A 13779-nucleotide genomic window follows, 5' to 3' on the forward strand; every position below is an offset into this window, starting at 1 on the left:
CCCCGGGGGCGGGGGGGGGGCCGCCCCCCCCACCCCCCTCCCCCCCTGGGTGCAGCCCTTGTTCCGGGCGGGGCCCCCCCCCGCCCGCGCCCGGGTGGGCGGCACGCCGCGCCCACCCAGCCCCAGGACCACCAGGTCCATGCCGTCGACGAGCACGGCGGCCACCTCCACCGGATCGGTGCCGGGATCCGGTATCACCGCGAGCCGGCTCAGGTCCGCCCCCATCTCCGCGGCGGCCAGCAGCCCGATGTCCGGCTGGCCGACGATTGCGGCGTTGCCACCGGCCGCCGTGACGGCGGCCACCATGCTCAGCAGCAGCGACCTGGCACCCGAGAGCACCGCGACCGTTCCCCGCGGCACCGGGGCGGGCAGCAGGTCGGCCAGCCAGGGCGGGAGGGCCAGCTGGGCCTCCGAGTCCGGCAACAGGTCCCCGGCGGGCGCAGCGGCGTGCGACCCGGCCTTCTTCCCGGAGATGCTCGCCATCCGACGGCGAAGCGATTCCAGCTGCTCAGCACGGGTTTCCTGGCGTGGGCTGGAGGCAAAAGCCGCGGTCATGACAGCCTCCTATCACCACGCTTTCCGGGACCTTCCGGGGAGTGTATTCGAATGTATGTTCGATACATTTCGAAGTAAACACCCGCCCTCTGACAACCGTCAAGCGACGTGAGGGACAGCGTTATGCGATCGGTACTGGTGTGGCTGATGGGTGCCATGTGGCCGCATTTTTCGCGGAAACCAGGCCGGACCGGCTACTCCCATTCGATGGTGCCGGGTGGTTTGCTGGTGATGTCCAGCACCACGCGGTTGACCTCGGCCACCTCGTTGGTGATGCGGGTCGAGATGCGCTCCAGCACCTCGTAGGGCACCCGGGTCCAGTCGGCGGTCATGGCGTCCTCACTGGAAACGGGCCGCAGCACGATCGGGTGCCCGTAGGTGCGGCCATCGCCCTGCACGCCGACCGAGCGGACGTCGCCCAGCAGCACCACCGGGCACTGCCAGATCAGGGTGTCCAGGCCCGCCGACGTCAGCTCCTCGCGCGCGATCGAGTCCGCCCGACGCAGCGTGTCCAGCCGGGGCGCGGTGACCTCGCCGACGATCCGGATTCCCAGCCCGGGGCCCGGAAAGGGCTGGCGCGCAACGATTTCCTCCGGCAGACCGAGCTCGCGCCCGACCGCGCGGACTTCGTCCTTGAACAGCAGCCGCAGCGGCTCGACGAGTTTGAACTTCAGGTCGTCGGGCAGGCCGCCGACGTTGTGGTGGCTCTTGATGTTCGCGGTGCCGCTGCCGCCGCCGGACTCCACCACGTCCGGATACAGCGTGCCCTGCACCAGGAAATCGACGTGAGAATCCCCGTCTCCCACAATGTCTCGCACCGCGCCCTCGAAGGCCCGGATGAATTGGCGGCCGATGATTTTGCGCTTGCCCTCGGGATTGCTCACGCCCGCCAGCGCGTCCAGGAAGGTGTCGGCCGCATCGATGGTGACCAGGTTGGCGCCGGTGGCGGCCACGAAGTCGCGTTGCACCTGTACGCGCTCCCCGGCGCGAAGCAGCCCGTGGTCGACGAAGACACAGGTCAACCGGTCCCCGATGGCCCGCTGCACCAGCGCGGCGGCCACCGCGGAATCCACACCGCCGGACAGTCCGCAGATCGCCCGGCCGTCACCGATCTGGGCGCGCACCTGCTCGACCAGCACGCCGGCGATGTTGGCCGCGGTCCAGTCCGCGCCCAGCCCGGCGAAGTCGTGCAGGAATCGGGTGAGCACCTGCTGCCCGTGCGGGGTGTGCATGACCTCCGGGTGATACTGCACACCGGCCAGGCGGCGCTGCCGGTTCTCGAAGCCCGCCACCGCAGCGCCCGAGCTGCTGGCCACCACCTCGAACCCGTCCGGTGCGGCCGTGACCGCGTCGCCGTGGCTCATCCATACCGGTTGCGAACTCGGCAGCCCCGAATGCAGTTCGCCGCCAAGAACTTTCAGTTCGGTGCGGCCGTACTCACTGGTGCCGGTGTGGGCGACGGTCCCGCCCAGCGCCTGCGCCATGGCCTGAAACCCGTAACAGATGCCGAACACCGGCACCCCGAGATCGAACAGGGCCGGATCGATCTGGGGCGCGCCGTCGGCGTACACACTGGACGGCCCGCCGGACAGCACCAGCGCCAGCGGGTCGAGGGCCTTGATCTCCTCGACCGTGGCGGTGTGCGGGATCACCTCGGAGAACACCCGCGCCTCGCGGACGCGACGGGCGATCAGCTGCGCATATTGCGCGCCGAAGTCCACGACGAGCACCGGTCGGGCCGGCGATCCGGAGCCATCGGTTTCAAGGGTTTCGGTGGGGTCGGCCACGCACGCAGTCTAGTGGCTGTCCGCGTCGTCTCCGCCCCGCAGGGCTACAGCGCAAACGCAGTACGCAGCGCCCCGACCGCCGCCGCATCGCCGTGAAACTCGATCCGCCGCACGGCGGCGTCGCGCTCACCTTCGTCGGCCCCGAGCCGGGCGGTGACGAGATCCGCCGCCGTGGCCGTGATCGTCACCGCGGGCTCGCCGCGCCCCGCGCCGAGCCGGCCTTGCGTGACGGCGAATTCGAAACGGCGACCGTCGATCTCGACACGGCATGTCGTCTCCACCCCGGCGGCCCTACCCGACTGGAAGCCCAGCAGGATTCCGGCCAGAAACCCGTTGAGCGGGGACACCGGCCCATCGTCGATCGGGTCCAAGTGGTCCACCCCGAACCACGCGACGCTTTGCAGGATCGGCAGCACGCGCTGCCAACCGAGATCGCTGAGGGTGTAGACGGTGCGACCGATCGGGGCCGGCAAGTCGCTGCGGTCAACGAGCCCGGCGTGTGTGAGCTCCTTGAGCCTTTCGGCGAGCAGATTGGTCGCGATACCGGGCAGTTCGGCCCGCAGGTCACCGTAGCGACGCACGCCGCCGACCAGCTCCCGCAGGATCAGCAGGGTCCACCGCTCGCCCAGGACATCGAGCCCGCGGGCGATCGGACAGTTCTGGTTGTAGTTCCTGCGCGACGCCATCATGCCAGTCTACCTGGCGCTAGACATTTTTTTCAACTCACTACTTGATTTGTTTGTCCTTGAGGTTTACCGTCTTGTCCATGCGCACCGAACCAGCGTTCCGGGATCACCCCATTGCCGCGCTCGCCGTCATCTGCCTCGGCGTCTTCGTGATCAGCGTCGATGCCACCATCGTCAACGTTGCGCTGCCCACGCTGTCGCGTGAACTCGGCGCCGACACCGCGCAATTGCAATGGATCGTCGATGCCTACACCCTGGTGATGTCCGGCCTGCTGCTCTCGGCGGGCAGCCTGTCCGACCGCTACGGCAGGCGAGGCTGGCTGAATTCCGGGCTCGCGCTGTTCGCCGTCACTTCTGCGGTTGCGGCACAGACGAATTCGGCGGATGCACTGATCGCGGCCCGCGCCGCCATGGGGGTGGGCGCGGCGGTGATATTCCCGACCACCCTGGGACTGATCACCAACATCTTCACCGACCCTGTGCCGCGCGCGAAGGCAATAGGGCTGTGGGCGGCCATGGTTGGCGTCGGGGTGGCCGTGGGGCCGATCAGCGGCGGATGGCTCCTCGAACACTTCTGGTGGGGCTCGATCTTCATGGTCAACATTCCGGTCGCGACGCTGGCGATCATCGGCTCCACGTTGTTCGTTCCGAGCTCGCGCGACCCCGCGGCACCCCGCGTCGACGTCCCCGGCTTGATCCTGTCCGCGACCGGGATCACCATGCTCGTCTACACGGTCATCGAGGCGCCTACCTGGGGATGGACCGACGGCCGGACCATGGCCGGATTCTGCCTCGCCGCAATCGTTCTCGCCGCGTTTGCGCGCTGGGAACGGCGCAGCACCCATCCGATGCTGGACGTCTCGGTCTTTGCGAACCGCCGGTTCTCCGGCGGCAGCCTGGCGGTGACGGCGGGGTTCCTGACCCTGTTCGGCTTCATCTTCGTCATCACCCAGTACTTCCAATTCATCAAGGACTACACCGCCTTTGAGAGCGGCGTACGATTGCTGCCGGTCGCCGCGTCGATCGCGCTGGCCAGCGTTGCCGGCCCCCGGCTGGTGGAGCGGATCGGCACCACCGCCGTCGTCGCCACAGGCCTGGCCGTGTTCGCGGCCGGTCTGGCGTGGGCGTCCACGGCCGACGCCGCCACGCCCTACATTCAGATCGCCACGCAGATGCTGCTGCTCGGCGGCGGCCTCGGAATGACTTTTTCGCCGGCCACCGAGGCGATCATGGGATCGCTGTCCGCCGACAAAGCGGGGGTCGGCTCGGCCGTCAACGACACCACGCGCGAACTCGGAGGCACGCTCGGAGTGGCCATCGCCGGCAGCATCTTCGCCTCGGTGTACTCGGGCCACCTCGGTGCAGCCGCGCTGACGGGATTGCCCGCCGATGCCATGCGTCATTCGATGGCTTTGGCGCACAATGTGATTCAGCATCTACCCGCGCAGCAAGCCGGGCATGTGCGCGCCGCCGTCGATCGCGCGTTCCTGGACGGACTGCAGGTCAGCTCGCTGGTGTGCGCCGGCATCGCGCTGGGCGCGGCGATCGTCGTCGGCTGGCTTCTCCCAGCTAGGGAACCGGCGCGTCTACAGGAGGAAAGGACACTCCGATGAGTAGTCGAATAATGGTCACCGGCGCCACGGGCAAGATCGGCGGCGCGGTCGCCGCCCAACTGCTGGAAAGAGGCGTCACGACCAGGGCCATGGTGCACCGTGAGGACGCGCGCAGCGCCCGGTTGCGGGAAATGGGCGCCGAGGTCGTGATCGCCGATATGTTTGACATCCAACAGGTTACGGGTGCGATGGCCGACGTCGACCGGTTGTACTTCAACCCGCCGTACCACCCGCACGCGCTCGACAGCGCGGTTGCCTTCGCCGTGGCCGCGCGGCGCGCCGGCGCGGAAGCGGTGGTGGCGCTTGGCCAATGGCTAGCCAGCCCGGAGCATCCGTCGCTGATGACGCGGCAGGCCTGGCTGACCGACAAGTTGTTCGAGCTGCTGCCCGACACGGCGCATGTGGCCGTCGATCCGGGCTACTTCGCCGACAACTACCTGCAGCTCGTCCCCCTGGCCGCCCAGCTGGGAGTGTTGCCGACGCCCACCGGGGCGGGCCGAAACGCACCGCCCTCCAACGAAGACATCGCGCGGGTTGCCGTCGGCGCACTGCTCGACCCGCACCGCCACGACGGGCGTGCCTACCGCCCGACCGGACCGACACTGCTCTCGGGAGCCGAAATCGCCGACGCGGTCGGCGAAGCGTTGGGCCGGCGCGTGCGTCACATCGACGTTCCGCCGTCGATGTTCATGCGCGCCATACGTGTCAACGCGAAGCGGCTCGGCGCCGATATGTTCTTCCAGTCCAGCCTGCGTTATTACCTGCCCGAGCACGCCCGGGGAACCTGGGCGGTGGGCGGCCCGACCACGCACGTCCGCGATGTCGCCGGCGTCGAGCCCGAGGACTTCCTCACCATCGCGCGCCGCTACGTCACCGGCCCGGAATCGCGGCGTACCGCACGCAATTTCATGCGCCAGCTCGGCAACTTCATGTTGACCGCACTGACACCGATGCACCGGCTGGACAAATTCGACCGGGCCCAACAGCATCCCCAGCCCGCGCGACCCCGCCTCTCCGGCCAGTCCCCGATATGGCGACGTGAGCACGGCGTCGCAAAACAACAGGATTTCGTCGGCCTGATCACCGCCGGAGAAAGGATTGGAACACGATGAGCACCACATCCAGCGACAGCACATACGTTCTCGGCCACGCCGACGTGGAGGTGCAGCGACTCCTCCTGCAGGGACGGCTTTACGACGACTACACCGAGCACGCGCTGCGGCTCGCCGGGCTGCGGCCGGGCATGCGGGTGCTCGATATCGGATCCGGGCCAGGTGACGTGTCGTTCATCGCCGCCCGGTTGGTCGGCCCGACCGGGACCGTACTCGGGGTCGGCGCCGCACCCGCGATGGTCGAGCTCGCCCGCGCCCGCGCCGCCGAAAAGGGCTTGTCCACGGTGCATTTCATGCAGTCCGCCGTTGACTCGATCGCCCTGGACGAACCGGTGGACGCGGTCGTCGGCCGGCTGATCCTGATGCACCTGCCCGACCCGGCCGCCACGCTGCGCCACCTCAGCTCCTTCGTGCGCCCGGGCGGGGTTGTGGCGTTCTCCGAGAACGACATCACCGCTGCGCACGGCGTTCCGGACACGCCGCTGTTCCGGCGGGTGACGGGCGGGATCGTGCGCGCCTTCGAGGCCATGGGGCTCAGCCCGCGATTCGGCACCACGCTGCACACCGTCTTCGCAGACGCCGGCCTGGGCGCGCCGCGGCTGACCCTCGGCACGCCGCTCGGCACGGCCGCCGACACCGACATCCTCGCCTACCTCGCGGAAGTCTGGCGGCTGGTGTCCCCCATCGCCGAACAAGGGGGCTTCGCCATCGACGAGCTTGCCGACATCGACGGATTCGTGCCGCGATTCCGCGAGCAGGCGCTGGCGGTCAACGCGCTTATCGCGATGCCCCCGATCATCACCGCGTGGGCGGAGGTGCGGAAGTGAGCGGCACCGTCGAAAAGCAGTACTCGACCGGGCTTTCGCGGCCCAGCATCGAGCGGGCCCTGCTCGACGCCGGGAAGGATCTCGACGACCTGGCGCCGGCGGACCTGGGGCCCCTGGAGGACTTCCACACCATGGGCCGCTTCGCCACCGCCCAGTTGCTGGAGCTGGCCGGAATCACCGGCGAAAGCCGGGTTCTCGACGCGGGCAGCGGGATCGGCGGCACCGCGCGCTACCTCGCCGACCGCTACGGGTGCGCGGTCACCGCCGTCGACCTCACCGCCGAGTACTGCGACACCCACCGCTGGCTCAATCGACTTGTCGGGCTGGATGATTCGATTACCGTCCGGCAGGGCGACGTCACCGCATTGCCGCTCCCCGACGGCTCGGTCGACGTGGTGGTCAGTCAGCACGTGCAGATGAACGTGGCCGATAAGGCGCGCCTGTACGGCGAGGCGCGCCGCGTGCTCACGCCGGGAGGTCGGCTTGCGCTGTGGGATTTGACCATCGGCGACGGTCACCCGCTCGACTTCCCGCTGCCCTGGGCCGACACACCCGCCCACAGCCACCTGGTGACCCCCGACGAGCTGCGCACCCTGGTCACCTCGGCGGGGTTCGCGGTGCAGCACTGGAACGACCTCACCGCGGCCGCGAGTTCGCTCATGGCGGCGTTGCTGGCGCAGCCGCCCCAACCGCTGGGCCTGCACGCGTTCGTCGCCGACTTCGGCCGCAAGGCCGAAAACCTCACCCGGGCGCTGGCCGACAACAGGCTGCGCGCGATCCAGGGCGTCGTAACCCGAGGCTAATACCATGGTACGCAAGGAATTTCCAGGCCAGCACTAACGATTAGATGGAGCCGCGGCCAGGGTGATGTTGAACTTTTCCGCCGGTTCGACGGCCGCGGCTGCGCTCCTTCACGGCGGGCACCGGACCATCGCTCGTCCTGCTCCACACCGTGCGCACCCAGCTTGGCTATTTCCAGCGGGTCGTGCCCGCGCTCTCGGACTAGTTCACCGTCTACGCCCTCGATCTGCCCGGGATGGGATGGCCCGACATCGTCGGAGGTGCGCGCTACAGCGAACCCGACCTGCGCGGGCCGTAGTCGAATTCATCAACGCGCTCGGCCTGCGCGACGCCATCTTGGTGGGCGGGTCGATGGGGGCCGCGATTGCGCTGCATCGCTTCCATCGAACTTGCCGGCAACCTGCGCAGGGTGATCGCCTTCAATCCCTGCGACTAGCCGAGCGGGCTGGAACGCGGCAACTGGTTCGCCCGACTGATCGGAACGGGTATCCGGCTGCCCGGCTCCGGGCCGATCTTCGCCCGGCTGGAGAACCGCCTCATCCTCAAGGGCGCGCTGGCCGGCGGCGTCGCCGACCGCGGCACGCTGCCGAAGGACTTTTTCGTCGAGCTGCGCCGCCCGGCGCCCCGAGGTCAAGTTATGCGTTTCGTATGAGGGTCAAGACCTCCCATTGATAACGACAATCATTTTCAATTACTGTCTCGGTGATTCTGTACGCTCGCCCAGCCCAGGAGTTGCCGTGATGGCGTTGCCTCCCGCAATCCCCCCGCTGATCGCCGACCGCAGCCGGGGTGTTCGACGATGACCGCACCGATTTGGATGGCCGCCCCGCCGGAAGTGCACTCAGCGATGCTGAGCAGCGGTCCGGGACCCGCGTCTCTGTTCGCCGCCGCGGCGGCGTGGAGCTCGATGGGTGCCGAATACGCCTCGGCGGCAGCAGAACTCAGCGCGCTTCTGGCCACGGCGCACGCAGGAGCCTGGCAGGGGCCGAGCGCCGAATCCTACGTAGCCGCGCACACGCCGTACCTGGCCTGGTTGACGCAGGCCAGCGCGCACAGCGCCGCGGCGGCCACCCAGCATGAGACGGCCGGTACCGCCTACACCGCCGCGTTGGCGGCGATGCCGACCATGCCCGAGCTGACCACCAACCATGTCGTACACGGCGCCCTGGTCGCGACGAATTTCTTTGGAATCAATACCATTCCGATCGCGGTCAACGAGGCCGACTATGCGCGGATGTGGGTTCAGGCCGCCAGCACGATGGCAACCTATCAAGCCGTCTCCATGGCGGCGGTGGTGGCCGTACCGCAGACGGACCCGGCGCCGCCAATCCTGAAATCCGAGGCCGCCGCGCAACACGACCACGAGGAAGACGACGACCACCACGACCATGAGCACGGGTTCGACAGTCCGCTCAACCAGTTCGTCGCCCAGATCCTGCGGCTGTTCGGAATTGACTGGGACCCGGTCGAGGGGACTCTCAACGGATTGCCCTACGAGGCCTATACCAACCCCGGAGACGTACTCTGGTGGGTGGTTCGAGCCCTCGAACTCTTTTCGGATTTTCAGCAGTTCGGGGCCCTGTTGCAGGAAAACCCGGCGGCGGCTTTCCAGTTCATCACCAACCTCGTGCTGTTCGACTGGCCGACTCACCTGGCCCAGCTCGCGAGCTGGCTCCCGACGCAGCCCCAATTGCTGTTGATGCCCATGCTCATCGCCGCGGCCCCCTTCGGCGCGTTGGCCGGTTTTGCGGGTTTGGCCGGGCCTGTGCCCCCACCCGCGCCCGTGGCGGCGCCGGTCGCAACACCCGCTGCGGCACCGCCAAGCCTGCCGGCGGCGCTAAGCACGACCCCGATCACCGCGCCCGCCGCCGCCCCTGCGTCGGCACCCACGCCCGCGCCGGCGCCCGCGACCGGCACGGTGGCCAGCCCGGCACCGCCCGCGCCGCCGACCCCGGGCGCGGTCCCGTTTGTGCCTCCCTATGCCCTCGCGCCTCCCGGCATCGGATTTGGTTCGGGAATGAGTGCGAGCGCTGCCGCCGGTGCGAAAAGGCAGGCGCCCGAGCCCGATTCGGCCGCGGTTGTCGCCGCCGTGGCCGCGCGGGAGGCGGCGCGGGCCCGGCGGCGCCGGTGGACGCGGCAGCGCAATCACGGCGACGAGTTCATGGACATGAACGTCGACGTCGATCCGGACTGGGACGAGCCGACGACGACGGCGTCAGGACGCGGCGCCGAAAACCTGGGCTTCGCCGGCACGGCGCGCAAGGAACCCGTCACCGCGGCGGGCCTGACCACCCTGGCCCGTGATGAATTCGGCGGCGGGCCCCGCATACCGATGATCCCGGGCACCTGGTCCCCGGAGGACGACACAGGGCCGCGCGGCAACGACGGTTGAGGCCGTTGGTGCAATCTGTTGCAGCACTGCGTTTTAACGAATCGTCGATGTTCACGGTAACCCGCCGCATTCCTCCTTGCCGGGGCGAGTGACACCGGCGCGAATGTCAGGCGTGACCGCGCATTTCTTGGCGGACCGTGCTGCCGCCCCGCCAGTTGCTGAGCGCCGCACGAACCGCGGGCTCAAAGCGCAATACCCGGCGATCGCTGGCGACATGCATGGCGGGCATGGTGAAGTGGGTATCGCTTAACCAGCCCCGACCTAGAGAGGACCGCCGGTGAGTTCAGCGCTGGGTCTGCCAGAGAAAGTGCGTGCCTGCCTGTTCGACCTCGACGGCGTGCTCACCGACACCGCCAGTGTGCACACCAAAGCCTGGAAGGCCATGTTCGACGCCTACCTGTCGGACCGGGCCAAACGCACCGGCGATACGTTCGTTCCCTTCGACGAGGCCGCCGACTACCGCAAATACGTCGACGGCAAGAAGCGCGAGGACGGCGTCCGCTCGTTCCTGGAGAGCCGCGACATCCACCTGCCCGACGGCGGCCCCGACGATCCCGACGACGCCGAGACGATCTACGGCCTGGGCAACCGCAAGAACGACATGTTCCAGAAGGTCCTGAAGGAGGACGGCGTCAAGGTGTTCGACGGATCGCGGCGCTACCTCGAGGCGGTGTCGGCCGCGGGGCTGGGCGTCGCCGTGGTGTCGTCGAGCGCCAACACCCGCGACGTCCTCGAGATCACCGGCCTGGACCGGTTCGTGCAGAAGCGGGTGGACGGCATCACCCTGCGTGAGGAACACATCGCCGGCAAGCCCGCCCCGGACTCCTACCTGCGCGGGGCCCAGCTGCTGGACGTCCCCGCCGAGGGCGCGGCCGTGTTCGAGGACGCCTTGTCGGGGGTGGCCGCCGGCCGGGCCGGTAACTTCGGATTCGTGGTAGGTGTCGACCGGGTGGGCCAAGCCGAGGACTTACGCCGCAACGGCGCCGACGTGGTGGTCACCGACCTCGCCGAGCTGCTGCAGTCATGATCACCGACGAATCGTTTCCCGTTGATCCCTGGCACGTGCGCGAGACCCAGCTCGACCTCAACCTGCTGGCCCAGTCCGAATCCTTGTTCACCCTGTCCAACGGGCACATCGGGTTGCGCGGCAACCTCGACGAGGGCGAGCCGTACGGCCTGCCGGGCACCTATCTGAACTCCTTCTACGAGATCCGTCCGCTGCCCTACGCCGAGGCCGGTTACGGCTACCCCGAAGCCGGCCAGACCCTCGTCGACGTCACCAACGGCAAGATCATCCGGCTGCTGGTCGAGGACGAGCCGTTCGACGTCCGCTACGGCGAATTGCTCTCCCACGAGCGGGATCTGGACCTGCGCGCCGGGACGCTGACCCGCACGGCGCACTGGCGCTCACCCGCGGGCAAGGAGGTCAGGGTGATATCCACCCGGCTGGTGTCGCTGGCGCAGCGCGGCGTCGCCGCCATCGAGTACTGCGTCGAGGCCCTCGGCGAGTTCGCCCGGGTGACGGTGCAGTCCGAGCTGGTCACCAACGAGGATCAGCCGGAGACCTCCGGTGACCCCCGGGTGGCGGCCATCCTGGAGAACCCGCTCGAAGAGGTCGACCACGAAAACACCGACACCGGAGCGGTTCTCATGCACCGCACGCGCAGCAGCGCGCTGATGATGGCCGCCGGCATGGATCATGAGGTCGATGTCGAGGGGCGCGTCGAGGTCGGCACGGATTCCCGCGCCGATCTGGCGCGCACCACCGTGATCTGCGGGCTGCGCGCGGGGCAGCGGCTGCGCATCGTCAAGTACTTGGCGTACGGCTGGTCGAGCATGCGCTCGCGCCCGGCGCTACGCGACCAGGTCGCCGCCGCGTTGCACAGCGCGCGCTACAGCGGATGGCAGGGGCTGCTCGACGCGCAACGCAAGTATCTGGACAACTTCTGGGATTGCGCCGACGTCGAGGTCGAAGGCGACCCCGAATCCCAGCAGGCCGTGCGGTTCGGGCTCTTCCACCTGCTGCAGGCCAGCGCTCGCGCCGAGCGCCGCGCGATTGCCGCCAAGGGGCTCACCGGAACCGGCTATGACGGCCACGCCTTCTGGGACACCGAGGGATACGTACTGCCGGTGCTCACCTATACCGCCCCCTACACCGTGGCCGACGCGCTGCGCTGGCGCGCCTCCACCCTGGACCTGGCCAAGGAGCGGGCGGCCGAGCTGGGCCTGGAAGGCGCCGCCTTCCCGTGGCGGACCATTCGCGGGCAGGAGTGTTCGGCCTACTGGCCGGCCGGTACCGCGGCCTGGCACATCAACGCCGACATCGCGATGGCCTTCGAGCGCTACCGCGTCGTCACCGGCGACAACGACCTCGAGGCGGATTGCGGCCTGCACGTGCTGGTCGAGACGGCCCGGCTCTGGCTCTCGCTCGGCCATCACGATCGGCACGGCGTCTGGCACCTCGACGGCGTCACCGGCCCCGACGAGTACACGGCGATCGTGCGCGACAACGTCTTCACCAACCTGATGGCCGCGCACAATTTGCACGTCGCCGCCGACGCCTGCAACCGCCACCCCGACGCGGCCAAGGCGCTGGGGGTCACCACCGAGGAGACGGCAGCCTGGCGCGATGCGGCCGACGCCGCCAACATCCCGTACGACGACGGGCTGGGGGTCCATCAACAGTGCGAGGGCTTCACCACCTTGACGGAGTGGGACTTCCGGGAGAATCACTCCTACCCGTTGCTGTTGCACGACCCGTACGTGCGCCTGTACCCCGCGCAGGTGATCAAGCAGGCCGACCTGGTGCTGGCCATGCATTGGCAGAGCCACGCGTTCACGCACGAGCAGAAGGCCCGCAATGTCGACTACTACGAGCCGCGCATGGTGCGCGACTCGTCGCTGTCGGCCTGCACGCAGGCGGTGATGTGCGCCGAGGTCGGGCATTTGGAGTTGGCCCACGACTACGCCTATGAGGCCGCCCTGATCGATCTGCGCGACCTGCACCACAACACCCGCGACGGCCTGCACATGGCCTCGCTGGCCGGTGCCTGGACTGCGCTGGTGTCCGGGTTCGGCGGCCTGCGCGACGACGAGGGCATCCTGTCGCTGGATCCCCAACTGCCCGATGGCATTTCGCGGCTACGGTTCCGGCTGCGGTGGCGGGACTTCCGGCTCACCGTCGACGTCAACCACGATGACGTCACCTATACGCTGCGCGACGGGCCGGGCGGCGAGCTGAAGATTCGCCACTCCGGCGAAGAGCTCGAGCTGAGCACCGAATCGACGACGACGGTCGCGGTGAGTCCCCGCAAGCCGCTGCTGCCGCCGCCGCACCAGCCGCCGGGTCGCGAACCGCTGCATCGGCGGGCCCTAATCGCGGATTCCGTGCGGACTCACTGAGGGTCGGCGGGCCCCAGAATCCGCTGCACCTCGGCGCCGGCCGCCTCGCGTATCTCGTCATCCGTCAGGCCTTCAATCCCGGTGGCAGAGCGCAGGATTGGCGCGAACAGCCGCCAACCGAACTGCAGGGCAAGGGCATTGGCGACCGCGAGCCGGGCCTTGACGTCGTCGTCGTACAGCGGACGCACCCCGTCGAGCAGCGTCGCGATGTTGGGAAAACGCTTCTGTAGCTGGCCGGCCGGATAGCCGTCGAGGACGGTGCGGGCCATCACCCGCATCTGCCGGTCCAGGGAACTCTGCAGCACGGCCGCCGGCGCGTCGGTGCCCAGCAGGGCGCTCAGGTTGGCGCCCAGATGGTCGAGCACCGCGCCGACCAGTTGCTCCTTGGTGCCGAAGTGGCGGAACACCAGCCCGTGGTTGACGTTGGATCGCGCGGCGATGTCGCGGATGGACGTCGCGGCCGGACCGCGCTCGGCGAACAGGTCGGTGGCGGCCTCCAGGATCGCCGCGGCCACTTCCGCGCGCCCGGTGGGCACTTTCCCGCGCCCTGTTGCGGAAGTTGTAGTCACCTGACTACACTATCAAATGTAGTCAGTTGACTACA

The 13779-nt window shown here is 68.7% G+C and carries 12 protein-coding genes; 7 read left to right on the forward strand and 5 right to left on the reverse strand.

Annotated features, from left to right (window positions below; translation table 11 throughout):
* The 3 genes from A5732_RS23450 to A5732_RS23460 all read right to left on the reverse strand — a co-directional run.
* Positions 1-555, reverse strand: a 555-nt coding sequence (locus A5732_RS23450) for a hypothetical protein (protein ID WP_142256668.1), incomplete at its 3' end; no start/stop codon positions are given.
* A 194-nt stretch (positions 556-749) separates the two neighbouring features.
* The gene (gene guaA / locus A5732_RS23455; RefSeq protein WP_142256669.1) at positions 750-2342 is read right to left on the reverse strand and encodes a glutamine-hydrolyzing GMP synthase; all 1593 of its coding nucleotides are present in this window, start codon (positions 2340-2342) and stop codon (positions 750-752) included.
* A 44-nt stretch (positions 2343-2386) separates the two neighbouring features.
* On the reverse strand, positions 2387-3028 hold the full coding sequence (locus A5732_RS23460; protein WP_076103495.1) for a winged helix-turn-helix transcriptional regulator: 642 nt from the start codon (positions 3026-3028) through the stop codon (positions 2387-2389).
* An 80-nt stretch (positions 3029-3108) separates the two neighbouring features.
* Between A5732_RS23460 and A5732_RS23465 the strand changes: the two genes are divergently transcribed.
* The 4 genes from A5732_RS23465 to A5732_RS23480 are packed head-to-tail and all read left to right on the forward strand — an operon-like array spanning position 3109 to position 7383.
* Positions 3109-4641, forward strand: coding sequence for an MFS transporter (locus A5732_RS23465; RefSeq protein WP_076103436.1), 1533 nt, complete (start codon positions 3109-3111; stop codon positions 4639-4641).
* Positions 4638-5753 carry an NmrA family NAD(P)-binding protein gene (locus tag A5732_RS23470; RefSeq protein WP_076103437.1) on the forward strand — a complete coding sequence of 372 codons (1116 nt, stop codon included), beginning with the start codon at positions 4638-4640 and terminating at the stop codon, positions 5751-5753. Before A5732_RS23465 ends, A5732_RS23470 begins: the two co-directional genes overlap by 4 nt.
* Positions 5750-6580: a methyltransferase domain-containing protein gene (locus tag A5732_RS23475; RefSeq protein WP_076103438.1), complete on the forward strand. Its 831-nt coding sequence runs from the start codon at positions 5750-5752 to the stop codon at positions 6578-6580. The genes A5732_RS23470 and A5732_RS23475 overlap by 4 nt, the downstream gene beginning before the upstream one ends.
* Positions 6577-7383: a class I SAM-dependent methyltransferase gene (locus tag A5732_RS23480; RefSeq protein WP_076103439.1), complete on the forward strand. Its 807-nt coding sequence runs from the start codon at positions 6577-6579 to the stop codon at positions 7381-7383. Before A5732_RS23475 ends, A5732_RS23480 begins: the two co-directional genes overlap by 4 nt.
* 265 nt (positions 7384-7648) lie before the next feature.
* Here the strand turns inward: A5732_RS23480 and A5732_RS27415 are convergent, their stop codons facing one another.
* Positions 7649-7804 carry a hypothetical protein gene (locus A5732_RS27415; protein WP_171975085.1) on the reverse strand — a complete coding sequence of 52 codons (156 nt, stop codon included), beginning with the start codon at positions 7802-7804 and terminating at the stop codon, positions 7649-7651.
* 376 nt (positions 7805-8180) lie between these two features.
* On the opposite strand from A5732_RS27415, the gene A5732_RS23485 reads away from it, so the two are divergent.
* From A5732_RS23485 to A5732_RS23495, 3 genes are all read left to right on the forward strand, one after another.
* The gene (locus tag A5732_RS23485; protein WP_076103440.1) at positions 8181-9773 is read left to right on the forward strand and encodes a PPE family protein; all 1593 of its coding nucleotides are present in this window, start codon (positions 8181-8183) and stop codon (positions 9771-9773) included.
* Positions 9774-10050: 277 nt separating this feature from the next.
* Complete coding sequence (locus A5732_RS23490) at positions 10051-10800, forward strand: beta-phosphoglucomutase family hydrolase (protein ID WP_076052077.1); 750 nt, start codon at positions 10051-10053, stop codon at positions 10798-10800.
* Complete coding sequence (locus tag A5732_RS23495; RefSeq protein ID WP_076052076.1) at positions 10797-13175, forward strand: glycoside hydrolase family 65 protein; 2379 nt, start codon at positions 10797-10799, stop codon at positions 13173-13175. Before A5732_RS23490 ends, A5732_RS23495 begins: the two co-directional genes overlap by 4 nt.
* On the opposite strand, the gene A5732_RS23500 is transcribed toward A5732_RS23495, so the two are convergent.
* The gene (locus tag A5732_RS23500; protein ID WP_075232664.1) at positions 13169-13744 is read right to left on the reverse strand and encodes a TetR/AcrR family transcriptional regulator; all 576 of its coding nucleotides are present in this window, start codon (positions 13742-13744) and stop codon (positions 13169-13171) included. The genes A5732_RS23495 and A5732_RS23500 overlap by 7 nt on opposite strands.
* Between the last annotated feature and the right edge of the window lie 35 nt (positions 13745-13779).

The sequence above is a fragment of the Mycobacterium colombiense genome, from assembly GCF_001953985.1.
Lineage (GTDB): Bacteria > Actinomycetota > Actinomycetes > Mycobacteriales > Mycobacteriaceae > Mycobacterium > Mycobacterium colombiense_B.

Excerpts from the sequence above, each read along its gene's own strand:
- A5732_RS23470 (WP_076103437.1), top strand. The coding sequence starts at position 4,638 with ATGAGTAGTCGAATAATGGTCACCGGCGCCACGGGCAAGATCGGCGGC.
- A5732_RS23475 (WP_076103438.1), top strand. The coding sequence starts at position 5,750 with ATGAGCACCACATCCAGCGACAGCACATACGTTCTCGGCCACGCCGAC.
- A5732_RS23465 (WP_076103436.1), top strand. The coding sequence starts at position 3,109 with ATGCGCACCGAACCAGCGTTCCGGGATCACCCCATTGCCGCGCTCGCC.
- A5732_RS23495 (WP_076052076.1), top strand. The coding sequence starts at position 10,797 with ATGATCACCGACGAATCGTTTCCCGTTGATCCCTGGCACGTGCGCGAG.
- A5732_RS23485 (WP_076103440.1), top strand. The coding sequence starts at position 8,181 with ATGACCGCACCGATTTGGATGGCCGCCCCGCCGGAAGTGCACTCAGCG.
- A5732_RS23460 (WP_076103495.1), bottom strand. The coding sequence starts at position 3,028 with ATGGCGTCGCGCAGGAACTACAACCAGAACTGTCCGATCGCCCGCGGG.